The sequence below is a fragment of the Dokdonella koreensis DS-123 genome, from assembly GCF_001632775.1.
Classification (GTDB): Bacteria; Pseudomonadota; Gammaproteobacteria; order Xanthomonadales; family Rhodanobacteraceae; genus Dokdonella; species Dokdonella koreensis.
On the sequence record NZ_CP015249.1, the window covers coordinates 1,824,971 to 1,849,628 of the forward strand.

Annotated in this window: 22 protein-coding genes; 16 read left to right on the forward strand and 6 right to left on the reverse strand. The window is 70.6% G+C overall.

The window, feature by feature from the left end; all coding sequences use genetic code 11:
- Positions 1–151: 151 nt before the first annotated feature.
- Positions 152–1,048, reverse strand: a complete 897-nt coding sequence (locus I596_RS07280) for a phosphoribosylaminoimidazolesuccinocarboxamide synthase (protein WP_067645913.1) — start codon at positions 1,046–1,048, stop codon at positions 152–154.
- 271 nt (positions 1,049–1,319) lie between these two features.
- On the opposite strand from I596_RS07280, the gene djlA reads away from it, so the two are divergent.
- Together djlA and rpe are read left to right on the forward strand one after the other, a co-directional pair.
- Positions 1,320–2,111: a co-chaperone DjlA gene (djlA, locus tag I596_RS07285; RefSeq protein WP_223303932.1), complete on the forward strand. Its 792-nt coding sequence runs from the start codon at positions 1,320–1,322 to the stop codon at positions 2,109–2,111.
- A 5-nt stretch (positions 2,112–2,116) separates the two neighbouring features.
- Positions 2,117–2,791 (forward strand): ribulose-phosphate 3-epimerase, encoded by a 675-nt coding sequence (gene rpe / locus I596_RS07290; protein ID WP_150132064.1) that lies wholly within the window; start codon positions 2,117–2,119, stop codon positions 2,789–2,791.
- A gap of 557 nt (positions 2,792–3,348) precedes the next feature.
- On the opposite strand, the gene I596_RS18740 is transcribed toward rpe, so the two are convergent.
- A complete protein-coding gene (locus I596_RS18740) occupies positions 3,349–3,513 on the reverse strand; it encodes a hypothetical protein (protein WP_190279012.1) in 165 nt (54 codons plus the stop codon).
- Between the two features lie 396 nt (positions 3,514–3,909).
- Here I596_RS18740 and pdsR point away from each other — a divergent pair, with 396 nt between their 5' ends.
- From pdsR to I596_RS07355, 13 genes are all read left to right on the forward strand, one after another.
- Positions 3,910–4,599, forward strand: a complete 690-nt coding sequence (gene pdsR / locus I596_RS07295) for a proteobacterial dedicated sortase system response regulator (protein ID WP_067645917.1) — start codon at positions 3,910–3,912, stop codon at positions 4,597–4,599.
- Positions 4,600–4,669: 70 nt separating this feature from the next.
- On the forward strand, positions 4,670–6,691 hold the full coding sequence (locus I596_RS07300) for an ATP-binding protein (protein ID WP_067645919.1): 2,022 nt from the start codon (positions 4,670–4,672) through the stop codon (positions 6,689–6,691).
- Between the two features lie 87 nt (positions 6,692–6,778).
- The gene (gene trpE, locus I596_RS07305) at positions 6,779–8,254 is read left to right on the forward strand and encodes an anthranilate synthase component I (protein WP_067645920.1); all 1,476 of its coding nucleotides are present in this window, start codon (positions 6,779–6,781) and stop codon (positions 8,252–8,254) included.
- 361 nt (positions 8,255–8,615) lie between these two features.
- Positions 8,616–10,067: a hypothetical protein gene (locus I596_RS07310; RefSeq protein ID WP_067645922.1), complete on the forward strand. Its 1,452-nt coding sequence runs from the start codon at positions 8,616–8,618 to the stop codon at positions 10,065–10,067.
- A 280-nt stretch (positions 10,068–10,347) separates the two neighbouring features.
- Positions 10,348–11,808, forward strand: a complete 1,461-nt coding sequence (locus tag I596_RS07315) for a hypothetical protein (protein ID WP_150132065.1) — start codon at positions 10,348–10,350, stop codon at positions 11,806–11,808.
- 321 nt (positions 11,809–12,129) lie between these two features.
- The gene (locus I596_RS07320; protein WP_150132066.1) at positions 12,130–13,638 is read left to right on the forward strand and encodes a hypothetical protein; all 1,509 of its coding nucleotides are present in this window, start codon (positions 12,130–12,132) and stop codon (positions 13,636–13,638) included.
- Between the two features lie 106 nt (positions 13,639–13,744).
- Complete coding sequence (locus I596_RS07325) at positions 13,745–15,244, forward strand: S8 family serine peptidase (RefSeq protein ID WP_067645928.1); 1,500 nt, start codon at positions 13,745–13,747, stop codon at positions 15,242–15,244.
- A 125-nt stretch (positions 15,245–15,369) separates the two neighbouring features.
- Positions 15,370–16,296: a 5'-nucleotidase gene (locus tag I596_RS07330; RefSeq protein WP_067645930.1), complete on the forward strand. Its 927-nt coding sequence runs from the start codon at positions 15,370–15,372 to the stop codon at positions 16,294–16,296.
- Positions 16,297–16,340: 44 nt separating this feature from the next.
- Positions 16,341–17,546: a class I SAM-dependent rRNA methyltransferase gene (locus I596_RS07335; protein WP_067645932.1), complete on the forward strand. Its 1,206-nt coding sequence runs from the start codon at positions 16,341–16,343 to the stop codon at positions 17,544–17,546.
- A 94-nt stretch (positions 17,547–17,640) separates the two neighbouring features.
- Entirely contained in the window at positions 17,641–18,531 is an 891-nt protein-coding gene (lgt, locus tag I596_RS07340; RefSeq protein WP_067645933.1) for a prolipoprotein diacylglyceryl transferase, read from the forward strand.
- The gene (locus tag I596_RS07345) at positions 18,531–19,325 is read left to right on the forward strand and encodes a thymidylate synthase (RefSeq protein ID WP_067645935.1); all 795 of its coding nucleotides are present in this window, start codon (positions 18,531–18,533) and stop codon (positions 19,323–19,325) included. The genes lgt and I596_RS07345 overlap by 1 nt, the downstream gene beginning before the upstream one ends.
- Before the next feature lie 2 nt (positions 19,326–19,327).
- On the forward strand, positions 19,328–19,816 hold the full coding sequence (locus I596_RS07350) for a dihydrofolate reductase (RefSeq protein ID WP_067645937.1): 489 nt from the start codon (positions 19,328–19,330) through the stop codon (positions 19,814–19,816).
- Between the two features lie 120 nt (positions 19,817–19,936).
- On the forward strand, positions 19,937–20,545 hold the full coding sequence (locus I596_RS07355; RefSeq protein WP_067645939.1) for a cysteine dioxygenase: 609 nt from the start codon (positions 19,937–19,939) through the stop codon (positions 20,543–20,545).
- On the opposite strand, the gene I596_RS07360 is transcribed toward I596_RS07355, so the two are convergent.
- From I596_RS07360 to rsmA, 3 genes are all read right to left on the reverse strand, one after another.
- Positions 20,546–21,394 carry a symmetrical bis(5'-nucleosyl)-tetraphosphatase gene (locus I596_RS07360; RefSeq protein WP_067645941.1) on the reverse strand — a complete coding sequence of 283 codons (849 nt, stop codon included), beginning with the start codon at positions 21,392–21,394 and terminating at the stop codon, positions 20,546–20,548.
- Positions 21,394–21,777, reverse strand: coding sequence for a Co2+/Mg2+ efflux protein ApaG (gene apaG, locus I596_RS07365; RefSeq protein ID WP_067645943.1), 384 nt, complete (start codon positions 21,775–21,777; stop codon positions 21,394–21,396). The genes I596_RS07360 and apaG overlap by 1 nt, the downstream gene beginning before the upstream one ends.
- Positions 21,778–21,879: 102 nt before the next feature.
- Positions 21,880–22,689, reverse strand: a complete 810-nt coding sequence (rsmA, locus tag I596_RS07370; protein ID WP_223303933.1) for a 16S rRNA (adenine(1518)-N(6)/adenine(1519)-N(6))-dimethyltransferase RsmA — start codon at positions 22,687–22,689, stop codon at positions 21,880–21,882.
- 73 nt (positions 22,690–22,762) lie between these two features.
- Here rsmA and I596_RS07375 point away from each other — a divergent pair, with 73 nt between their 5' ends.
- Entirely contained in the window at positions 22,763–23,638 is an 876-nt protein-coding gene (locus tag I596_RS07375) for a DMT family transporter (protein ID WP_067651602.1), read from the forward strand.
- 4 nt (positions 23,639–23,642) lie between these two features.
- On the opposite strand, the gene pdxA is transcribed toward I596_RS07375, so the two are convergent.
- Positions 23,643–24,632: a 4-hydroxythreonine-4-phosphate dehydrogenase PdxA gene (pdxA, locus tag I596_RS07380; protein ID WP_067645945.1), complete on the reverse strand. Its 990-nt coding sequence runs from the start codon at positions 24,630–24,632 to the stop codon at positions 23,643–23,645.
- Positions 24,633–24,658 lie beyond the last annotated feature (26 nt).

The following is a 24,658-nucleotide window of genomic DNA, read 5'->3' on the forward strand; positions in this document are numbered from 1 at the left end:
AATGATCGCATGCCTGCCGGCTGCGGGCGACGCGGCCCGGCCCGGTGGGCCGCGGCGGCGGGCTGGGGCGGATCGCGCCGCGGCGGTCCGACGGCCGCGCGCGCGTGCACGTGGTGCGTCGCCGCCGGCGGCGCGCCGGCCGGCCCTTCGCTCAGTCGAGGACGACGCCGGCCAGCTTCTGCAGTGCTTCGGCGTAGCGCGCGGCCGTGCCCTCGATGATCGCGCGCGGCAGGATCGGGCCGGGCGCGCGCTTGTTCCAGTCCAGCGTCTCCAGGTAGTCGCGCACGTACTGCTTGTCGTAGCTCGGCGGGCTGCTGCCGGGCTGGTACTGGTCGGCCGGCCAGAAGCGCGAGGAGTCCGGCGTCAGCATCTCGTCCATGACGAACAGGCGGCCTTCGGCGTCGGTGCCGAACTCGAACTTGGTGTCGGCGATCACGATGCCGCGCTCGGCGGCATAGGCGGCCGCATACCGATAGAGGTTCAAGGTCGCGGCCCGCACCTGCTCGGCGAGGTCGGCGCCGATGGTCGCGACGATGTGATCGAAGCTGACGTTCTCGTCGTGGTCGCCGAGCTTGGCCTTGGTCGACGGGGTGAAGATCGGCTCCGGCAGGCGGTCGGCCTGGCGCAGGCCCGCCGGCAGGCGGATGCCGCACACCGTCCCGCCGGCCTGGTAGTCCTTCCAGCCCGAGCCGATCAGGTAGCCGCGCGCGATCGCCTCGACCGGCAGCGGCTTCAGGCGCCGCGCGATGACGCTGCGCTTCGCGTAGAGGCCCGCCTCCACGCCCGCCGGCAATACCGGCGCCACCGGCTTGCCGGTCAGGTGGTTGGGCATCAGCGCAGCGGTCTTGGCGAACCAGAAGTTCGACAGCTGGGTCAGGATCTCGCCCTTGCCGGGAATCGGATCGGGCAGCACGACATCGAACGCACTCAGCCTGTCGCTGGCGACGATCAGCAGTTCTTCGGGCGACAGGGCGTAGACGTCGCGAACCTTGCCGCGATGGAGCAGGGTGAGCTCGGGCAGGTTCGACTGGTGCAGGATGGTCGGCACGGAAATCCGGAAGGTCGGTCGTGGGTGGGCGGCGATTGTAGCGGCAACTCGCTGCGTTCGACGTGCCGCGTTCGATGTTCGTGCGCCGTCGCCGTCCGCTTCTTGCAGGGACGCAGCGAGGCAGCGCGGGCGGACGCCGGTTCCGGCGGGTTTGCTACCATGCGCGCCGGTCCGGCGCCGCTCAGCGCGGGGCCGATGCGCACGCCCGCGGTCCGTCCGCGTGTTCAGCCCCGGCGATGCGCCACCACTGTCCCACCGCCATCACCTATTCATGATGAAGATCACCGGCAAGATCCTGGGCGCCTGCATCGGCCTGCTGGTCACCCGCAGCAGCTGGGGATTGCTCGCCGGCCTGTTCCTGGGCCACCTGTGGGACATGGGACTGTTCCGGTCGCGCCCGCCGGTCCGGACGGCCTCGTTCCTGAATCCGCTGTTCGCCTTCGCGGGCGCGGTGTCCAAGTCCGACGGCCGCGTTTCCGAGGCGGAGATCCGCGCCGCCGAGGCACTGATGACGCGCATGCAGCTCGACAACGACCAGCGCCAGTCGGCGGTCGAGAGCTTCAACCGCGGCAAGCAGCCGCAGTTCGACATCCAGTACGCGATCACCGAGCTGCGCGCCTGGGCCAGCGGGCGGCGCGACCTGGGTTTCCTGCTGCTGGACATGCTGCTGGACATCGTCCACGCCGACGGTCCCCTGTCCACGCCGAAGCTGGTGCTGGTGCGCCGGCTGGGCAGCGCGCTCGGCATCAGCGACAACGAATTCAATGCCCTGTCGGCGATGAAGGGCTACGGCCGTCCGGGCGCGGACCCCGGTGCCGGTTCCCGCGGCGCCGGCGCCGGTGGCGCGCGCCCGCGATCGCAGGGCGGCGATCCGTATGCGATCCTCGGGCTGCAGCGCAGCGCGAGCGACCGCGAGATCAAGACGGCCTGGCGGCGGCTGATGAGCCAGCACCACCCGGACAAGCTCGGCGCCGTGCCGGACGAGCTCAAGCGGCGCGCCGAGCAGCGCGCGCGCGAGATCAACGCGGCCTACGAACAGATCAAGAACGAACGCGGTCAATGACGCCCATGGCAAAGCAACCCTGCATCATCGCTCCCTCGATCCTCTCGGCCGATTTCGCCCGCCTCGGCGAGGAGGTCGATCGCGTGCTGGCGGCCGGTGCCGACTGGGTGCATTTCGACGTGATGGACAACCACTACGTGCCGAACCTGACGATCGGGCCGCTGGTCTGCGAGGCGCTGCGCAAGCACGGCATCACCGCCCCGATCGACGTGCACCTGATGGTCAAGCCGGTCGACCGCATCATTCCCGATTTCGCCAAGGCCGGTGCGACGCTGATCAGCTTCCACCCGGAGGCCAGCGAGCACATCGACCGTACGATCCAGCTGATCAAGGCCTCCGGCTGCCAGGCCGGCCTGGTCTTCAATCCGGCCACGCCGCTCGCCTATCTGGACCACGTGCTCGACCAGCTGGACCTGGTCCTGATCATGTCGGTCAACCCCGGCTTCGGTGGCCAGAGCTTCATTCCATCGGCGCTGGACAAGCTGCGCAGCGTGCGCGAGCGCATCGACCGCAGCGGCCGGCCGGTCCGGCTGGAGATCGACGGCGGCGTCAAGGCCGACAACATCGCGGCGATCGCCGCGGCCGGCGCGGACACCTTCGTCGCCGGTTCGGCGATCTTCGGCCAGGCCGACTACGCCGGTGTCATCGCCGCGATGCGCCAGGCCGTCGCCGCGGTCTAGGGCGTGTCATCAATCCCCCGGCAGGTCGCGTTGGCCCTGGAAAGTCGTCAGGGGGTGTAGTGTGGCGCCGCGCCTGACTGGCCGTCAGGTCAAGCCGCGCAACGCACGCTGGCGGCTTTCCAGGGCCAACCCGTAGGGCCGCTCTTGCGTGCGCCCGGGACTGCGTCATCGCTCGGGCGTGGACCGACGTCCACTTCCTCCCTCTTCCTTGTCACGGACGCACGCAAGAACGGCGCGGCCTACCGAGGGATTGATGACACGCCCTAGGGCCAGGCGCGCCGTTCGCTTCGCCCGGCAGCGCACCGTGCCGAAAAATCCGCAGCGCGGTACCGGCGGCGGAGGGCGCGGTACCGGCTGCGGAACGAAAACCTGAGGTCAGCGATTGTCCGCGACGTGAACACGGTATCGGCCGGCCGGCGCCGGTCCTGCGCGTCCCGGCGCCCGGCTGCCGGTCTTCGCGTCCGCAGGCGCGCCGCCGTGGGCGAGCAGCCACACGAGGAACGCCAGCCGGGTGGGATGCAGCCAGGGACGCGTGACATCCGGCGGCGCGGGCCGCTTCATCGCGCGGCCGTTGAGGTAGCCGCGTCGCGCGCGGCGGTGCCGGCCTCGGGCGCGCCGATCGAGGCGGCGATGCCCAGCAGCAGGGCGATCAGCGCGAACGCGATGCGCATCGGCTCGCGGCCGTCCAGTTCGCTGTCGGACTCGGGGTGTTCGTTCTTCATCGCGCTGTCCTCGGGGCTGGGTGGTCCGTGATCGCCAGGGCCTGGCGGCAGCTGCCCGGCTGGTCCGGCGATCGGGCGAGGTCGGTGCGGCAGGCCGGGTCGGCATCCGCGCCGGGGACGCCGAGCGGCAGGGCGGTCAGCCATGCCAGGGCGAGCCAGGCGGCGCAGAGCAGGCGGAATCCGCGGTGTCGGTGGAACGGCAGTGGCGATGGCGCGTGCATGGCGGTTGCGGGTCGGGGTTGCGTGGGGCCATTGAAGCCCCTGGCACGGGCAGGAAGCCGCCGGTGCGCTGGCCGGTTGGCGGCCGCTTTATGGCGATTCGCGGGCGGTCGCTCCAGCGCCGTTGCATGCCGCGCGCCGGCCTGCGTAAGCTGCCGGCAACCGGAGGAAAGCCGCATGCCACGCCACGTCGCCATCGTCGAAGACGAGCCCCTCATCCGCGCCAACTACGTCGAGGCGGTCGGCCGCATCGGCTACGAGGTGCGCGGCTACGGATCACGGCCCGAAGCCGAGACGGCCTTCGCCCAGCGCCTGCCGGAGCTGGTCATCATCGACATCGGCCTCGGCGACGAGCCGGAAGGCGGCTTCGAGCTGTGCCGCTCGCTGCGCGTGCGCTCGCCGACGCTGCCGATCATCTTCCTGACCGCCCGCGATTCGGATTTCGACGTGATCTCCGGCCTGCGGCTGGGCGCGGACGACTACCTGGCCAAGGACGTCTCGTTCCACCAGCTCGCCGCGCGCATCAGCGCGCTGTTCCGGCGCATGGATGCGCTGCGCCGGCCGGCCGAGAGCGACAGCATCCTCGAGCAGGGGGCGTTGCGGATCGAGTCCGAGCGCATGCGCATCAGCTGGAACGGCCAGGACGTGCCGCTGACCGTCACCGAGTTCTGGATGGTGCACACGCTCGTGCGCTTCCCCGGGCACGTCAAGAGCCGCGACCAGTTGATGCGCGATGCCCAGGTCGTCGTTGACGACGCCACCATCACGTCCCACATCAAGCGCATCCGCAAGAAGTTCGTCGCGATCGATCCCGCATTCGACGCGATCGACACCGTGCACGGCGCCGGCTACCGGTGGCGCAGCTAGCGTCCGCGCGCCGCCGCGCGCCGGCCGCTCGGTATCGGCCGCGGGCCGGCGCATCCTGCAAGGCCCGGCGATGTCCCTGCGCTTCAAGCTGCTGATCGTCGCGCTGTCGACCCTGGTCCTGCCGTGGGTCGGCTGGCAGTTCGTGCGCCAGACCGAAGGGCTGCTGCGGCAAGGCCAGGAACAGACCCTGCGTGCGTCGGCCGAGGCGGTGGTCAAGGCGGTCGACGCGCTCGGCGTCGCCGCTCCGGTCGAAGGTCCGGTGTTCCCGGTCTTCCGGGCGAGGCAGCCGATGGTGGTCGACGGCTACGCCGACGACTGGGACGGCTTGCTGGCCTATCGGCAGCCGGCCGGCAGCGGCGAGCAGGCGAGGGCCCAGGTGCTGCTGGCCGAGGACGCCGGCTGGCTCCATCTGCTGGTCGAGGTCCGTGACGGCACGCGCGCGCGCGTGGACGCTCGCGACCGGCGCGTGGCGACCAGCGATCACGTCGTGCTCGAGCTGCAGCGCGGGCCGGAGCAGGCGCGCTACCGGCTGGCCAGTGCCGCCCCCGGCGAATTCGACGCGCCCGCCGGGCAGCCGGTGCGTGAACTGCCCGACCACATCGCCGGGCAGTGGCAGGAGGATGGGTCTTCGTACCGCGTCGAGCTGCGGTTGCCGCGCGCGATCCTGCCCGATCGCATCGCCGTGGCCATGCACGATTCGGCGGCACCCGGCCAGCCGGACGCGCCGTTGCGCCGCCTGGTCCGCTACGACGCCGACGCCGCGCGCGTGCTCGCGCAACTGGCGCCGGACCGGACGCAGGCGCGCCTGGTCACGCCGGAGGGCTGGCTGACGGCCGAAGGCGGCGGCCTGGTCGCCGAAGCCGCGGACGCGCGCGAGGACGAGGGCTGGTTCGGCGGATTGATCTACCGCGGCCTGATCGCGCCGGCACTGACCGGTTCGCGCGCCTTGGACGACGCGGCACCGCGACTGGACGTGCCCGAAGTGCGCGCCGCTGCCGGCGGCCAGCCGAGCCTGAGCTGGCGGCCCGGCGCGCGCCCGGGCGAGGTGGTGCTGGCCGCGGCGGTGCCGCGCCGGCAGGGCGACCGCGTCACCGGGGTCCTGGTACTGGAGCAGGCCAGTCGCGCGCTGCCGCTGCTGGCCAATCGCGCCTTGACGGAGCTGATGGTCGCCAGCGCCATCGCCCTGGCCGTGGCCGGCGGCGTCCTGGTGCTGTTCGGCGCGGTGCTCTCGTTCCGGATCCGGCGCTTGCGCAACGCCGCCGAGCAGGCCGTCGGCAGCGGCGGGCGCCTGGCCGGCCCGTTGCCGCTGGTCGATTCGCGCGACGAGCTGGGCGACCTGGCGCGCAGCTTCGGCAAGCTGCTGCAGGAGGTGGATGCATACACCGACTACCTGCGTACGCTCGCCTCCAAGCTCTCGCACGAGCTCAACACGCCGCTGGCGATCGTCAAGTCTTCGCTCGACAACCTCGACCAGCATCCGCTCGGTGACGGCGCGCGTGCCTACCTGGCGCGGGCACGCGACGGCGCCGAGCGCCTGGGGACGATCGTGCGTGCGATGAGCGAGTCGCACCGGATCGAGCGTGCGATCGCCTCGGCCGAAGCCGAGGATTTCGACCTGGACGGCCTGGTCGCCGGGTGCGCGGCCGGCTATCGCGCGCTGGCCGGCACGCGCACGATCCGCCTGCAGGTGCCGGAAGGTGCGTTCCCGTTCCACGGCGCGCCGGAGCTGATCGCCCAGGCGCTCGACAAGTTGTTCGACAACGCGCGCTCGTTCACGCCGGAGGACGGCTGGATCGGCCTGTACCTGGCGCGCGAGGGCGAGGACGCCGTGCTGACCGTCGCCAACAGCGGCTCGCGCCTGCCCGAAGCGTTGCAGGAGCGCCTGTTCGACACCCTGGTCAGCGTACGCGAGCGCAGCAGCCGCGGTGCCGGCGAGACGCCGCACCTGGGGCTGGGCCTGTACGTCGTGCGGCTGGTCGCCGATCTGCACCGCGGCCAGGCCTCGGCGCGCAATCGCGCGGAGGGCGACGGCGTCGAGTTCGTCCTGCGGCTCAAGGGCATGCCGCGCCGGCGGCTGGCTGCTGGCGACTGAGAAACATCACCTGACGTCGCACGCCGCGCCTGCTATGGTCGCGCGCGGTCAGGTTTCTTTTCTTCCATTCGCCCCCGAGGAAAGCGTGTGATTTCGCAGGACCAGTTCGATGCGTTGGCGGCCCAGGGCTACAACCGGATTCCCGTGGTGCGTGAGGTCCTGTCCGACCTGGACACGCCGCTTTCGGTCTATCTGAAGCTGGCGGACGGCCCGTACGCCTACCTGTTCGAATCCGTGGAGGGGGGCGAGACCTGGGGGCGCCATTCGATCATCGGCCTGCCGTGCCGGCGCGTCTATTCGCTGCGTGGCCACCGGCTCGACGTGGAGGACCTGGGCGAGGTCGTCGAGACCCGCGAGCTGGCCGACCCGCTGGCCGAGATCGAGGCGCTGCGCGCGCAGTACCGCGTGCCGCAGCTGCCCGGGCTGCCGGCGTTCAGCGGTGGCCTGGTCGGCTACTTCGGCTTCGAGACGATCGGCTGGATCGAGCCGCGGCTGGCCGGCGACGACAAGCCCGACCAGCTCGGCACCCCCGACGCGCTGCTGATGCTGAGCGAGGAAGTGGCGGTCTTCGACAATCTCAAGGGGCGGCTGTACCTGATCGTCCACGCCGACCCGGCGCAGCCGCAGGCCTACGCACGGGCGCGCAGGCGGCTGGACGAGCTGGCGTTCCGATTGCGCCACGCGGGCGCCGCCTATCCGGAAATGCTCGATCCCAAGCCGCTGGACGAGGCCGATTTCGTCTCGGGCTTCACGCGGGAAGGCTTCGAGGCGGCGGTGCGGCGCGCCCAGGAGTACATCCGTGCCGGCGACATCTTCCAGGTCGTCCTGTCGCAGCGGTTGAGCGTGCCGTTCCGGGCGCGCCCGGTCGACGTCTATCGGGCGCTGCGCTCGATGAATCCTTCGCCGTACATGTACTTCATCGACCTGGGCGCCACGAAGATCGTCGGGTCCTCGCCGGAGATCCTCGTCCGCCAGCAGCACGGCAAGGTCGTGCTGCGTCCGATCGCCGGCACACGCCCGCGCGGGGCGACCGTCGAGGAGGACCTGGCACTGGAACAGGAACTTTTGGCCGATCCGAAGGAGCGCGCCGAGCACCTGATGCTGATCGACCTGGGCCGCAACGACGTCGGGCGCGTCAGCAAGACCGGGACGGTGCGCCTCACCGACAGCTTCGTCGTCGAGCGCTACTCCCACGTCATGCACATCGTCAGCCAGGTCGAGGGCGAGCTCGGCGAGAACCTCGGCTACATGGACGTGCTGAAGGCGGCGTTCCCGGCCGGCACCGTCAGTGGCGCGCCGAAGATCCGGGCGCTGGAGGTGATCCGCGAGCTGGAGCCGGTCAAGCGCAACATCTATGCCGGGGCGATCGGCTACATCGGCTGGTGGGGCGATGCCGACACCGCGATCGCGATCCGCACCGCCGTGATCCAGGACGGCCGGCTGCACGTGCAGGCCGGTGCCGGCATCGTGTTCGACTCCGATCCCGCGCGCGAGTGGGAGGAAACCATGAACAAGGGGCGCGCGCTGTTCCGCGCGGTGGCGCAGGCGGCCGGCGGGCTCTAGGGCGAGTCATCAATCCCCCGGCAGGTCGCGTTGGCCCTGGAAAGTCGTCAGGGGGTGTAGTGTGGCGCCGCGCCTGACTGGCCGTCAGGTCAAGCCGCGCAACGCACGCTGGCGGCTTTCCAGGGCCAACCCGTAGGGCCGCTCTTGCGTGCGCCCGGGACTGCGTCATCGCTCGGGCGTGGACCGACGTCCACTTCCTCCCTCTTCCTTGTCCCGGACGCACGCAAGAACGGCGCGGCCTACCGAGGGATTGATGACACGCCCTAGCGCGCAGCGATTGCACCCGATGCGGGGTTGTCGGTGCGGCCGCGGCTTTCGATACTCGGAGGCTTGCTGTCCGCATACGCACAAGGAGCGCTTCATGCCTTTCTTTCTCGATCCGATACCCTGCCTCGGGCGCGCCGCCGTCATCGGCCTCGGGCTCGTGCTGGCCGGCCAGGCCGGCGCCGTCCGCCTCGATCCGCACGGTGTCGGCCAGGTCCTGCTGTACCCGTACTACACGGTCAACGTGGCGCAGCAGACCTACGTCAGCCTGACCAACACGACCAACCGCGCCAAGGCCCTGCAGGTCGATTTCCGCGAGGGCCACAACAGCCGCTCGGTGCTGAGCCTGCGCGTGTACCTGGCACCGTACGACACGTGGACCGGCACGGTGTTCGCGCTCGCCGATGCCGTCGCGGGCGCCGGCGACGGCGCGGCACTCCTCAGCAGCGACGGCAGCTGCACCTCGCCGAGCTTCTCGACGCAGGCCCACGGCACGGTCAACGGGCAGCCGTACCTGCGCTTCTCCACGACCGCCTATGCCGGCGACCCGGGCCCGCAGGACGCCACGCGCACGCGGGAGGGCCATGTCGAGGTCGTCGCGCTGGCCGACCTGACCGGCAGCCTTGCCGCCGCGATCACGCAGGGTCCCGGCGGTACGTCGGCCTGCGCCGTCGTGGCCGACCTGGAAGCACCGACCGCCGAAACGCTCGCACCGGACGGCGGCCTGATCGGCAGCGGCGCCGTCATCAATGTCGGCCAGGGCACGTACTTCCCGTATCGCGCGACGGCGCTCGACGACTTCACCTCGCGCGTGCTGGTCGCGCCGCACGTCGCGGCGTTCGATCCGCTCGGCGAGGCCGGCGACGCGGCCGGCGCAACGGCGACGGTCGGCGTCGGCGCGACCACGGTGCAGGCCGCCTATCCCGCCGATCGCCGGATCGACGCCGTGAGCGCGGCGCTGACGGCCAACGAGATCCACAACGACTACCTGCACGACGCGGCGATCGGCGCGAACTCGGACTGGCTGATGACGTTTCCGACCAAGCGCTTCTACACCGCACCGGGCGCTCCGGCGATCGCGCCGTTCGCGGAGCCGTTCGGTGCGGACGGATCGTGCGTGATGCCGCGGCTGGTCACGTTCACGCGGGAAGGTGTCCTCGTGTCCGGTGGGCCCTTCGGCGCGCCGTCCACGACGCCGAATCTGTGTTACGCGACCAACGTGCTGCCGTTCGTCGACGGACCGCCGTTCCCCGCGCACACCGACGTGCTCGGCTCGCGCCTGCGGGCGCGTATGAACGGCACGCGCGCGGTCTCCGGGCTGGCCCAGCTCGGCTTCGGCAACGGCATCTATTCGTACGCGCTGCGGCCCTCGCTGGGCGCGGAGGCGGGTGTGCCGGGCCATGTGTTCCATGGCCTGCCGGTGATCGGCTTCTGGGCGTCGAACCTGGTCAACGGCCACGTGGCCGACGGCGTGCTCGCCAACTACAGCGGCGTGGTGCCGCATGCGGTTCGCGTTGCCTGCACGATCGGCGAGGCGAGCTGCGGCTGACGCCGGCGGCACGGGCGCGACGCGGCGGTGCTCTGCCGCCGTGTCGCGCCTTCCGGTGCCGGGACACCGACAGGGCGCCCCGGGCGCCCGTGACGCGGCTCCCGTCCCGGCTGGCGTTCCTGCCGCCTGCCATCGCAGGACGTACCTGCTTCCACGATCGACAGCGCCTCCGCCGCATTGCATCTGCGCGTACCGGCCCGGATACTTCGGGCCCGGTTGACTCTCAGATACGAGGAGCGAGTTCACGATGAATCGCGTTGCTGGAAGCAAGGTTTCAGCGGTGATTGGCATGGTCCTGGGGCTGGCGCTCGCCGGTCAGGCCGGGGCCGTCCACGTCAATCCACGCGGCACCGGCCAAGTGCTGCTCTATCCGTACTACACCGTCAACAAGGACCAGCAGACCTACGTCACGCTGGTGAACACCACCGAAAATGCCAAGGTCGCCCAGGTCAGCTTCCGCGAGGGTCGCAACAGCCGGACGGTCTTGGACTTCAAGGTCTTCCTGTCGCCGTTCGACGTCTGGGCCGGGACCGTGTTCGCGCTCGAGGACGTGGCCGGCGAAGGCGGCGAGGGCGCGGCGGTGCTGACGTCCGACCGCAGCTGCACCAGTCCGAGCTTCTGGACCGGCGGCCACGGGATGATCAACGGCAGCCCCTATGCACGCTTCACCTCCTCCAGCTTCGCGGACGATGGTGGCCCGCAGGGATCGGCGCGCACGCGCGAGGGCCATATCGAGATCGTCGCGCTGGCCGACCTGACCGGTTCGCTCGCCGACGCGGTGACGCACCGCAACGGCGTTCCGGTCGATTGCGCGCGGGTGGCCAACCTGAACGCGCCGACCCCGGAAATGGTCGCACCCGGCGGCGGCCTGCTCGGCAGCGGCGCGGTGATCAACGTCGGCCAGGGCACGTACTTCTCGTTCCGCGCCGATGCGCTGGACGATTTCACCTCGCGCACGCTGATCACCGGACTGGACGTGCTGGTCGATCCGCTGGGCGAGGTCAACGACGCGGGGAGCACAAACGCGACCGCGCGGGTGTTCACCGGTGACGGGATCGTCGAGGCACGCTACGGCGGCGACACGCCGAACCTGCGCATCGATGCGGTCAGCGCGGTGCTGATGGCCGACACGCTGCACAACGACTACCTCGTGGAGCCTGCGATCGGCGCCAGCTCCGACTGGGTCATCACGTTCCCGACCAAGCGCTTCTATACCGATCCGTTCGCCGGAGCTGGCGATGGGCCAGCAGCGCTGCCGCCGTTCGTCGAGCTGTTCGACGAAGGCGCCTCGTGCGTGCAGACGCAGATCACCTACTACGACCGCGAGGAAATGACGGCAGCCACCGGCGGCTTCCCCGGCATCCCGCCGGCGCCGCTGCGCCCGCAGCTGTGCTATGGCGCGAACGTGCTGACGTTCGGAACCGACACGTCACCGGACGCCTCCGCGGTGCTGGGATCGCGGCTGGTCGCCGTGGGCTTCGGCCTCGATCCGGCCTTCAAGGCCGGCTGGGCGCGGCTCGGCCTCGATCCGGATGCCGAGCCGCATGCCTTGCGCCCGTCGCTCGCGCTCGGCGGTGCCGGCTCGTCGGGCAAGGTGTTCCACGGCCTGCCGGCGATCGGCTTCTGGACGGTGAACCTGGTCAACAACAACGTGGCCGATGGCGTCATGTCCAACTACAGCGCCGCCGTGCCGCATACCACGCGGGTGACGTGCACCGCCGGCGAGTCGGGCTGCCGGTGATCGCAGGTTCGCCATGAGCGGACGGGCGCCGCCTTCCGGGGAGGCGGCGCCCTTCGGGAAGGGGGACGTTCCGGCGCCGGTAGCAGCGTGAAGCTGTGTCGCGGTGGTGGTGCCCGGCATTGGAATCCGGAGTCGGCCGGCCGCTGTATCCCCTGCAAGAAATGGGGCGACTCTTCGACGCCGCGAGCGCCGGTTGCCGAGCTGCTTCCACGGCGGCGACTTCCCCGGCACGGTGCATGTGGGCCTTGCAGTGTGCCGCGTCTCGCCGCCCGCCCTGCGCATGTATCCGCAAGCGAACCCAACTAGGAGAGAGGTGCATCCATGCGTGGAGTCTCGAAGAAGGCAGGCCTCGTGGCCGGACTGGCCGTGTTCGGCCTGGTATTTGCGGGCGTGGCCTCGGCCGTGCACCTCGATCCGCGCGGCTTCGGCCAGGTTCTGCTCTATCCGTACTACACCGTCAACGCGCACCAGCAGACCTATCTGACGGTGGTCAATACCGCCGACCGCGCAAAAGCGGTCCAGGTCAGCGTTCGTGAAGGCTACAACGGGCGTCCGGTCCTCACGTTCGCCTTGTTCCTGTCGCAGTACGACGTCTGGACCGGGACGATCTTCGCGCTGGAGGACATTGGCGGCGAGGGCGGTGCCGGTGCCGCTCTTCTGACCACCGATGCCAGTTGCACGGTGCCCGACCTGCGCGATGTCGCCGACGGAACCCTCAACGGCCACCCGTATGTGCGCTTCGCCCTGGGGCCGGCGCCCGATGGCGGCCCGCAAGGCGATGCGCGGACGCGTGAGGGGCATGTCGAGCTGGTGGCCCTGGCCGACCTGACCGGTGCGTTGCGTGCGGCAGTCTCCCAGGACGAATCCGGTCGCCCGCGCGGCTGCCATATGGTTGCAGGCGATCTCTCCAATGGCGTGGACGACATGCATACGCCGTCGGGGAGCCTGTTCGGCAGTGCAGCGGTCATCAACGTCGCGGAAGGGACCTACTATCCATTCCGCGCCGATGCGCTGCGCGACTTTACCCGGCACGAGCTGCTGAGCCGGAGCGGCGAGATCGCCGATGCGCTCGGCGAGGTGAACGACGGCGCACAGGCGACGCGCGTCACGGCCCATGTCCATGCCGGCGACCGCTCGATCAGCGCGTCGTACGACGCCTCGGCGCCGCAGTATCGGATCGACGCCGTCAGTGCCGCGTTGATGGCCGATGCCATCCACAACGAGTACGTCGTCGATCCGGCGCTCGGGGCCCATTCCGACTGGGTCGTCACGTTCCCGACCAAACGCTTCTATACCGATCCGGCGCTGCTGCCTGCCGGTTCGGCAGCGGTGCAACCGTTCGTCGCACTCTTCGAGGCACCGGGCCGCTCCTGTGTCCAGGCACCGATCCGCTATTTCAACCGGGAGCAGTTGACCACCCCGGGCGATGGCTCGGGCTTCCCGGGCATGCCGCCACCGCGCTATCCGAAGCTGTGCTACGGGACCAACGTGGCGAGTTTCCTGATCGGCGAACGGCCGGAGGCCTCCTTCGTGCTCGGGTCGCGGCTGCTGGTCGAGGACTTCAGCCTGCGCGACCGGTTCGAGAACGGCTGGGCCGTGATGGACCTCGATCCCTATGTCGAGCCGCACCGGCTGCGCACGTCGTTGAACGTCGGCGGTGCCGGCGATTGGGGCAAGACCTTCCTCGGCCTGCCGGCGATCGGGTTCTGGGCATCCAACCTCGTCAACGGCCAGGTCGCCGAGGGCGTGCTGTCCAACTACAGCGGTGTCTCCGCACACGCCATGCAGGCCACCTGCGTGACCGAGGACGAGACCGTCTTCTGCGAGTAGTCGCGGGGCCTGCCGGGCGCCGGCGGCAACGGCGCGGCAGGGGATGTGCGAGTGCCGGCACGGCCTCGGGTACCATTTGCCGATTCTTCGGTCGAAGGTCTCGCGAATGGCACGCTGTCCCTGTTCGGTGTTCGTGCGCGGCCTGCCGCTGGCGCTGGCCTGCAGCATCGGCCTGGCGCGGGAGCCCGCGCCGATCGATCCGCGGCTGCTCGCCATTCCGCAGGCGGACGGCCGCATCGATGCGCTGATCGAGCTGCGCGCCAAGGCACCGTCGACCCTGCTCGATCCGGCCGCGGAACCGCCGGCGCGCCGGCGGGCCTGGGTGCAGGCCTTGCAGGCGACGGCCGCCGCTGCCCAGGCCGCCCTGGTCGCCTGGCTGGAAGCGCACGGTGTCGAGCACCAGCCGTTCTGGATCGCCAACGCCGTCCGTGTCCGCGCCGATCGCGCGACGCTCGAGGCGATTGCGGCCCGCGACGAGGTGGCGAGCGTGCAGGCCGATTTTCCGGTCACGGCCCGGCTGCCCGGGCCGGCCGCAGCCGCGGCGACCGGCGCGCGCGGCCTCGAATGGGGCATCGAGCGCGTGCGTGCGCCCGCGGCCTGGGCCGCGGGGATCCGCGGCGCCGGCGTGGTCGTGGGCGGCGCCGATACCGGCTATCAGTGGGATCACCCGGCGCTGCGCGCGGCGTACCGCGGCTGGAACGGCACGACGGTGGTGCACGACCACAACTGGCACGACGGCGTCGCCAGCGCGATCGGCGGCGCTCCCGGCCCTTGCGGCGTCGCCTCGCCGGTGCCCTGCGACGACCACGGGCACGGCACCCACACGATGGGGACGATGGTCGGTGACGACGGCGGCACCAATCAGATCGGCGTGGCACCGGACGCGCACTGGGTCGCCTGCCGCAACATGGACCAGGGCAACGGGCGTCCCTCGACCTACATCGCCTGCACGCAGTGGTTCCTGGCGCCGACCGACCTGGCCGGCAACGACCCCGACCCGGATCGCGCGCCGGACATCGTGAACAACTCCTGGGGCTGTCCGCCGGTCGAGGACTGCGTACCGCCCGACATCCTGCGCGAATCGGTCGAGAACGCCGTGGCGGGCGGGCTGTTCTTCGTCGTCGCCGCCGGCAACAGCGGCCCGGCCTGCCAGACGATCGACGCGCCGCCGGCGATCTACGCGACGAGCTTCGTCGTCGGTGGCAGCAACGAGGCGGGGCGGATGTACGGCGGTTCGAGCCGGGGTCCGGTGCCGGGACTGGCCGTCGTCAAGCCGGACCTCATCGCGCCGGCCGAGTCGGTGCGCTCCAGCGTGCCCGGCGGCGGCTACACCTGGATGACCGGCACCAGCATGGCGGCGCCGCACGTTGCCGGCGTGGCCGCGCTGATGCTTTCGGTCAACCCCGGCCTGCGCGGGCATCCGGATCGCATCGCCGCGATCCTGCGCGCGACCGCCGTCCCGCTGACGACGACCAGCCAGGTCTGCGGGGGCATCGCCTCGACCACGTTCCCCAATCCGGTGCAGGGCTTCGGCGAGGTCGACGCCTGGGCGGCGGTGCGCCTGGCCGACACGGTCTTCGCCGACGGGTTCGAGACCGCGCGCTGAGGCTTCGTCGTCGTGGACGAAGCCGGCTGCGTCGACACGACCGCAGCCGGCATGCGCGGATCCGATAGGAGCGGATGTCGCGATCGGATGCGCGTCCGTCGCGGCGTACGCGATAGACTGTCGGCATGTCGATCGATTCGCCCGCCGCCGCCGCCCGCCCACCCGAGGGCGATCGCCTGGTGGTCGCCATCTCCTCGCGGGCCCTGTTCGATCTCGGCGAGAGCCACGAGTTGTTCGAGCGCGAAGGCGTCGATGCCTATGCCGACTACCAGATCGCCCACGAGAACGAACTGCTGGCGCCGGGCGTCGCGTTCCCGCTGGTGCAGAAGCTGTTGCGCCTGAACCGGCTCGCGCCCGAGTCGCCGCGTGTCGAGGTCATCCTGCTGTCGCGCAATTCGGCCGATACCGGCTTGCGGATATTCAAGGCCATCGAGCACTACGGCCTGGACATCGTGCGCGCCGCGTTCACCAACGGCGCGCCGACCGCGCCCTATGCGCACCCGTTCGGCGCCAGCCTGTTCCTGTCGGCCAACAGCGAGGACGTCGGCCGCGCGCTCAAGGCCGGCATCGCCGCGGCGACGATCCTGCCTTCCAGGACCTTGCAGGGCCATCCGGAGCAGCTGCGGATCGCCTTCGACGGCGATGCGGTGATCTTCGGCGACGACTCCGAGCGCGTGTCGGTGGAGCAGGGCATCGAGGCCTTCCACCGCAACGAGCGCGAGCGTGTCGGCGAGCTGCTCGCGGTCGGCCCGTTCCGTGCGTTCCTCGATGCGGTCCACCGCATCCAGGCGGCGTTCCCGCCGGAGGCCTCGCCGATCCGCACCGCGCTGGTCACCGCGCGTTCGGCGCCTGCGCACGAGCGGGTGATCCTGACCCTGCGCGCCTGGGGCGTGCGCCTGGACGAGGCGCTGTTCCTCGGCGGCCGCGACAAGGGCCCGTTCCTCGAGGCGTTCGGCGCCGACATCTTCTTCGACGATTCGACCGTCAACGTCGAATCGGCACGCCAGCACGTGGCCACCGGCCACGTGCCTCACGGCGTGCGCAATCCCTGACCGCACCGCGGCCCCTGTCCCCTGATTCCCGAGAGCACGATCGCATGAGCGAAACCGTCGACTACCCGGCCCTCGTGCTCAAGCGCGGCGAGGATACCCGCCTGCGCGCCGGCCACCTGTGGGTCTTTTCCAACGAGGTGGACGTGCAGCGCACGCCGCTGACCGGCTTCGAGCCGGGCCAGGCCTGCGCGATCCTCGACAGCCGCGACAAGCCGATCGGCGTCGGCTACGTGAACCCGCATTCGCTGATCTGTGCCCGCCTGGTCTCGCGCGGGCTGGAGCACGCGCTGGACCGCTCGCTGTTCGTGCACCGCCTGAACATCGCCTTGTCGCTGCGCGAGCGGCTGTACGAGGCGCCGTACTACCGGCTGGTGTTCGGCGAGGCCGACGGCCTGCCCGGGCTGACGATCGACCGCTTCGGCGATGTCCTGGTCGCGCAGACCACCACGGCCGGCATGGAGCGGCTCAAGGAACCGATCACCGAGGCGGCGATCAAGGTGCTCAAGCCCGCTGCCTTGTGGTGGAAGAACGATGCGTCGATCCGCGAGCTCGAAGGGCTGCCGGCCTATGCCGACCTCGGCTACGGCGAGGCCTCGCTGCCGCTGCGGGTGCGCGAGGGCGGGCTGGAGTTCGCGGTCGACCCGATCGGTGGCCAGAAGACCGGCTGGTTCTACGACCAGCAGGCCAATCGCGACCAGCTGGCGCGTTTCGTCAAGGGCAAGCGCGTGCTCGACGTCTGCAGCTACCTGGGTGCCTGGGGACTGCGCGCGGCCGCCCTCGGAGCGTCGGAGGTGGTGTGCGTGGATGCCTCGGCCAGCGCGGTCGAGGCGATCGAGGCCAATACCGAGCGCAACGGACTGGCCGACAAGGTGAAGGCCGTGCGTGCCGACGCTTTCGACCACCTGCGCGCGTTGCGCGAGGCGCGCGAACGCTTCGACGTGGTGATCCTCGATCCGCCGGCCTTCGTCAAGCGCCGCAAGGACCTGGCCGAAGGCCGGCAGGCCTATCGCCGCCTCAACGAGCTGGGCATGCAGGTGCTCGCGAAGGACGGCATCCTCGTGACCTGCTCGTGCTCGTATCATATGCCGCGCAGCCTGTTGCTCGAAGGCGTCCAGCACGGTGCCCGCCACCTGGAGCGGCAGGCGCAGGTGCTGGTGCAGCTGCAGCAGGCGCCGGATCATCCGATCCATCCCGCGATCCCGGAGACCGACTACCTCAAGGGTTTCCTGTTGCGGGTGGTGCCCGCCTAGCGCGGGATGCGCCGCATGCCGGATGCAGGTCCGGCGGAGCCGGCCGGGTCGCACAGCGTCCCGGGCGGTACCTCGAAGACGCCAACGGAACGCCATGCGCTATTTCCACGACATCGACCCGATCGCCTTCTCCATCGGTCCGCTGGGCATCCACTGGTACGGCATCATGTACCTGCTGGGCCTTGCCGCGGCTTGGTACCTGGGCCAGCGCCGGCGCCGCGCCGGGCGCCTGCCGGTCAGCGAGGCGGCGTTCTCCGATCTCCTGTTCTACGGCATGCTCGGCGTGATCCTGGGGGGACGGATCGGCTACATGCTGTTCTACGGCACCGCGGACCTGATCGCCGATCCGCTCAGCCTGTTCAAGATCTGGCAGGGCGGCATGTCGTTCCACGGCGGCCTGCTCGGCGTGCTGCTCGGCAGCTGGCTGTGGTCGCGCCGCAACGGCCTGCATTTCTTCGACACGATGGACTTCGTCGCACCGCTGGTGCCGATCGGTCTGGGCCTGGGGCGCCTGGGCAACTTCATCGGTGGCGAGCTGTGGGGGCGGCACACCGACGTCGCCTGGGGCGTGATCTTCCCGCAGGCGCTCGAAGCGGGCGGCCGCACGCTCGACCAGCTCAAGCAGATGGCGCTCGCCGGCCAGCTCGATGCCGAGGCCCGGCATCCCTCCCAGCTCTACCAGTTCTTCCTGGAAGGCGTGGTGCTGTTCGTGGTGTTGTGGCTGTTCTCGGCCAAGCCGCGACGGCGCTATGCGGTCTCGGGCCTGTTCGCGCTGCTCTACGGCGTGTTCCGCTTCGCGGTGGAGTTCGTGCGCGAGCCGGACGTGCAGCTGGGCTTCGTCGCGCTGGGCTGGCTGACGATGGGACAGCTGCTGTCGCTGCCGTTGATCGCGGTCGGCGTCGCGCTCCTGGTCGCGTCGCGCAAGGCGCCGGTCCTGCCGCTCGCATCCGTGCCGCCGCCGGCCGTCGCCGGGGAGCGCGGCTGATGCGCCAGTACCTGGACCTGTTGCGCCATGTGCTGGACCACGGCACGCCCAAGAGCGATCGGACCGGCACCGGCACGCGCTCGGTCTTCGGTTGGCAGATGCGGTTTCCGCTCGATGCGGGCTTTCCGCTGGTCACGACCAAGAAGCTGCACCTGCGCTCGATCGTCCACGAGCTGATCTGGTTCCTGCGCGGCGAGACCAATATCGCCTATCTGAAGGCCAACGGCGTCGGCATCTGGGACGAATGGGCCGATGCCGACGGCGAGCTCGGGCCCGTCTACGGCCGGCAATGGCGGGCCTGGACGGCGGCGGACGGCAGCGCGGTCGACCAGATCAGCCGGGTGGTGGAGGAGATCCGCCGCAATCCGGACTCGCGCCGCCTGATCGTGAGCGCCTGGAACGTCGGCGACCTGCCGCGGATGGCGCTGCAGCCGTGCCATGCGCTGTTCCAGTTCTACGTCGCCGACGGCCGGCTCTCGTGCCAGCTCTACCAGCGCTCCGGCGACATCTTCCTGGGCGTGCCGTTCAACATCGCCAGCTACGCCCTGCTGACCCACATGGTGGCGCAGGCGACCGACCTGCGCGTGGGCGACTTCATCCATACGCTGGGCGATGCACACCTCTACGACAATCACGTCGAGCAGGCGCGCGAGCAGCTGTCGCGCCCGCCGCGCCCGCTGCCGCGCCTGCGCCTGAACCCGGACGTGCGCTCGGTGCTGGACTTCCGCTGGGAGGACGTCGCCTTCGAGGGCTACGATCCCGCGCCCGCGATCAAGGCGCCGGTGGCCGTCTGACGATGACCGTCGCACTGGTTGCCGCCCTGGATCGTCGCCGCGCCATCGGCCGTCAAGGCGGCCTGCCGTGGCACCTGCCGGACGACCTGAAGCGATTCAAGGCGTTGACGCTCGGCAAGACCGTGCTGATGGGACGCCAGACCGCCGTGTCGATCGGCCGCAGCCTGCCGGGACGCCGCAACCTGGTGCTGACGCGCGGCGGCACGGCGCCGTATCCGGGGCAGGAACCGGTCACCTCGCTCGCCGCGGCGCAGGCGCTGGCCGCCGGCGGTGACCTCATGGTCATCGGCGGCGGCGAGGTCTACGCGTTGGCCCTGCCGCAGGCGGACCAGCTGTACCTGACCTGGGTCGACACCGTGGTGGACGGCGCCGATACGTGGTTTCCGGACTTCGACAAGGCGCTCTGGCACGAGGTCGCGCGGCAGTCGCGCCGGCGCGATGCGACACATCCGTACGACCTCGCGTTCGTCGATTATCGCCGCCGGGAATGAGCGCACACATGGCGTTACGCCATGTGTGCGCATGCCTCTTTTTTGCCCGCCAATTTTTACCTTTCCCTAACCGGCGGCATGGTCTGATCCGGGCTTGTTCTCGAAACGCAGGTTCAGGCCATGGGTGATGCCACCGATACGCTTCGAATCGACGAGCGATGGACGCGTACCGTCTGCGAGATCGTCGAGAGCCACCTCACCGGCCCGTCGGAATCGGCCATCGAAGCGATGCGGCTGCGCCTGCTGGAGCTGGCCTTCCGGCCCGAGTGCCCGCAGGCCGAAGGCCTCTATGCGGCGACCGACGTCACCCACTATCGCCGGCATCTGCTGGCGGGGACGGAGGCGTCGCCGTACTCGTGCCTGCTGATCCAGTGGCCGGCCGGGCATGCCACGCCGCTGCACGACCACGACGGGCTCTGGGGCATCGAGCTGGTCCTGGACGGTGCCCTGCAGGTGGAGGAGTTCCGCAAGGACGAGAGCCCCGGCACCGACGGCCTCGTGCATGCGCGCACCCTGGTCCTGGGCGTCGGCGACGCGGCGGCCTTCACCGACCCGCGCTACGTGCACCGCTGCCGCAACCTGTCGGCGCGCAAGCCGGCGCTGTCGCTGCACATCTACGGCGGGATGCTCGAGCGGTTCAACACCTTCGAGCCCGATGTGGCCGGCCGCTACCAGCCGTCGCGCTACGTGACGCGGGTGGACTCGGTCGGCGGCCTGGCGGGCATCTGACTAGTCGATCGCCTTTCCCGCCGGGGCAGGGCGGTTCGACTTGAGCGCGACCAGCTCCTGGTGCTCGCCGTCCAGACGCAGCGCGGTCAGCGCGCCGCCCCAGACGCAACCGGTATCGATCGCGTAGATGCCCAGCCCTGCGAACAGGCCGAGCGTCGACCAGTGGCCACAGACGATCCGCAGCTCGCGCGGGGCGTGGCCGGGAACCTCGAACCAGGGATACAGGCCGGGCTTCTGCGTGCCGGGCGCGCCTTTTTCGTTGAAGGCGATGCGGCCGCGGATATCGCAAAAGCGCATCCGCGTGAACACGTTGATGCTCGCGCGCAGGCGCTCGATACCCTGCAGCTTCGGCGACCACATGTCCGGCTTGTTGCCGAACATCTGGCGCATCAGCACCTTGTAGCTGGGGCTGCGCAGCCGCTGCTCGACCTCGCGGGCGGCGCGCTCGGCGCGCTCGATCGTCCAGCGCGGAGCCAGGCCGGCGTGGACCAGCGCGAAGCCGAGGCCACGGTCGACGTGCAGCAGCGGACGCGTACGCAGCCAGCCGAGCAGTTCGTCGCGATCGGGGGCGAACAGGACCGCGCGCAGTTCGGGATTGACCTTGGCCTGTTCTTCTTCGCGGCGCTCGGCGACCGCCAGCAGCGACAGGTCGTGGTTGCCCAGCACGCTGATGGTGCGCTCGCCGAGGGACATCACCAGGCGCAGCACTTCCAGCGACTGGCCGCCGCGATTGACCAGGTCGCCGCAGAACCACAGCGTGTCGCGCGCCGGGTCGTAGCTGATCTTGTCGAGCAGACCGACCAGTTCGTCGTGGCAGCCCTGGACGTCGCCGATAGCCCAGGTGGCCATCAGTGGACGGTCCGCGGGATCGACAGGACGAAGGCGGGAATGGCTGCGTCGAACTGCGTGCCGTCGTCGGCCAGCATCTGGTAGCTGCCTTCCATGGTGCCGAGCGCGGTTTCGATCACCGCGCCGGAGGTGTAGCTGTAGTCGTCGCCCGGGCGCATCCACGGCTGTTCGCCGACGACGCCCTCGCCGCGGACCTCGCTGACCTTGCCGTTACCGTCGGTGATGATCCAGTGGCGGCTGATCAGCCGCGCCGGAACACTGCCGTTGTTGGCGATCGTGATCGTGTAGGCGAAGACGTAGCGGTTTTCGGCGGGCACCGATTGCTCGTCGAGAAAGCGGGCGGCAACCGTCACGTCGATCTGGTAGGGCTTGTTGGTTCTCATTCTGTTCAATTGTCGGGGAGCGGGCAGCCGGGGGCAAGGTTGGCGAGCGCAACGGAGAGTCCCGATCGGTGCCCGCGGGACCGGCAGGCGTGCCGGCGTGGCTCAGAGCTGACCGGCGAGCGCGACGTACGCGCCCGGCGGGAGCTGTTCAGCCCGCGATCGCGGATCGATGCCGGCGGCTTCGATGCGCGCGGCCGGCAACAGCGTTCCCAGGGCATTGGCCACGGTCTTGCGGCGCTGGCCGAAGGCGGCACGCACGACGCGATCGATCGCGGTGTGCAGGTCGGGTGCCGGCCGTTCCGGCGCGGGCAGCGGCGTCACCCGCACGACCTGCGAATCGACCTTCGGTGGCGGCCGGAACGCGCCGGGCGGCACGTCGAGCAGCGGTTCCACCTGGCAGACCAGCTGCAGCATGACGCTGAGCCTGCCGTAGGTCTTGCTGCCGGGGGGCGCCGCCATCCGCTCGACGACCTCCTTCTGCAGCATGAAGTGCATGTCGGCGATCGCGTCGGCGTGCTCCAGGCAATGGAACAGGATCGGCGTGGAGATGTTGTAGGGGAGGTTGCCGATCACGCGCAGCGGCCGTCCGGCCGCGAGGCCGGTCAGGTCGACGGTCAGGACGTCGGCGTTGATGACCTCGATGCGGCCGATGCCTTCCGCCAGCGCGGCCAGGCGCGGCGCCAGGTCGCGATCGAGCTCGATGACGGTCAGGTGCCGCGCCTCGCGCAGCACCGGCAGCGTCAGAGCGCCCTCGCCGGGGCCGATCTCGACGATGGCCTGGTCCTCCCGCGGTCCGATCGCCTGGACGATGCGGCGGATGATCCCGGCGTCGTGCAGGAAGTGCTGCCCGAAGCGCTTGCGGGGAATGTGGGTACGCGGGAAGTCGGTCTGCATCGGCGAGAGTTTGGCCATTCTTTCGCCCGCTTTCCATGCCTATGATGCGATGCGCCGCCACGGCGCGCGTTGTTCGACGGACCGTACGCTGATGAGCCTGGCTTCATTCGCCCGCCTGATCCTGCTCGGGATGATCTGGGGGGCCTCGTTCCTGTTCCAGCGCATCACCGTGCCCGCGCTGGGCGCCAGCTTCACGGCGGCGGGCCGGCTGGCGCTGGCGGCCGCGCTGCTGCTGGTGATGCTGCGCATGCTCGGCCGGCCGCTCGACCTGCGCCGCCAGTGGCGCGGCTACCTGGTGCTGGGCACGTTCAGCGCCGCGCTGCCGTTCCTGTTCTTCGCGCTGGCGGCGCGCCAGCTGCCGGCCGGCTACCTGGCCGTGGTCAATGCCACCGTTCCGCTGTTCACGGTGCTCCTGCTGTGGGGATGGCTGCGTCAGCGGCCGTCCGCCTCGAAGCTCGCGGGTGTCGTCGTCGGCCTGTTCGGCGTCGCCGTGCTGGCGCGCTACGGCAGCGTCCAGTTCGGCTGGACGTCCTTGCTGGCGTTCGCGCTCGGCCTGGGCGCTTCCCTGATGTATGCCGGCAGCGCGTTGTACATCCGCGCCCGCTACGCCCAGACCGATCCCCTGGTGCTGGCCGGCTGCAGCCAGCTCGGCGCCGCGGTGGTGTTGTTGCCGCTCGGCCTGGCGCATTTCCCGACGGCGCCGCCGGCGCTCGATGCAGTCGTTTCGCTGGTCGTGCTCGGCGTGGTCTGCACCGGCCTGGCGTATGTGCTGTATTTCCGCCTGCTGCACGACATCGGCACCGAGAAGGCCGTCACCAACACGTTCCTGGTGCCGATCTTCGCCCAGATCTGGGGCGCGCTGTTCCTCGGGGAACATCCGACCTGGGCCAGCATCGGCGGCTGCGCGCTGGTGCTCGTGGCGGTGGCGCTGGTGTTCGAGCTGCTGCCCGGGCGGCGGTCCCGCTGACGGCTCAGCCGGGCGGACGCGCCAGCCGGCACGCCAGCCGGGCGGCGGCGATCATGCTGCCGGCATCGGCGCGGCCGCTGCCGGCGAGGTCGAGCGCGGTGCCGTGGTCGACCGAGGTGCGGACATAGGGCAGGCCCAGCGTGACGTTGACGGCGTGGCCGAATCCGGCGTGCTTGAGCACCGGCAGGCCCTGGTCGTGGTACATCGCCAGGACCGCATCGCAGTCGGCCAGCCGGTGCGGCACGAAGGCGGTATCGGCCGGGAGCGGGCCGGTCAGCTGCAGGCCCTTCGCGCGCAGCCGCTCCAGCGTCGGGATGATGACGTCGATCTCCTCGCGCCCGAGGTGGCCGCCTTCGCCGGCGTGCGGATTGAGGCCCAGCACGGCGATCCGCGGTTGCGCGAGCCCGAAGCGCAGGCGCAGGTCCCGCGCGAGGATCTCGATCACCGTGGCCAGCGCCGCCGGCGTGATCGCTGCCGGCACGGCCGCCAGCGGCAGGTGCGTCGTCGCCAGCGCCACCCGCAGCGAGTCCGCGACCAGCATCATCGCGACCTTGCAGCCGGCGCGGTCGGCGAAGAACTCGGTATGGCCGGTGAAGGCGACGCCGGCGTCGTTGATGACGCCCTTGTGGACCGGTGCCGTGACGATCGCGTCGAACTCGCCGTCGCGGGCGCCGTCGGCGGCGCGCGCCAGCATGGCCAGCACGTGCGGGGCGTTCGCCGGATCGAGAACCCCGGGCCGTACCGGGTGGCGCAGCGGGACCGGCAGGACGCGCAGCTCGCCCGGCCGGCGGCTGCCGGCCGGCGAACCGGCGGTGTACGGCAGCAGCCGCGGCGCAAGCCCGAGCGTCGCCGCCGTGGCCTGCAGCTGGTCGGGGTCGGCGATCGCGACGAGATCGGCGTCGAGGTCGCTCGCGGCCAGCCTCAGTACCAGCTCGGGCCCGATGCCGGCCGGCTCCCCGGCCGTGACGGCGATGCGAGGCAGGGGCGGGGACATCGGCGCGTCGTAGCCGCCGGCGTGGC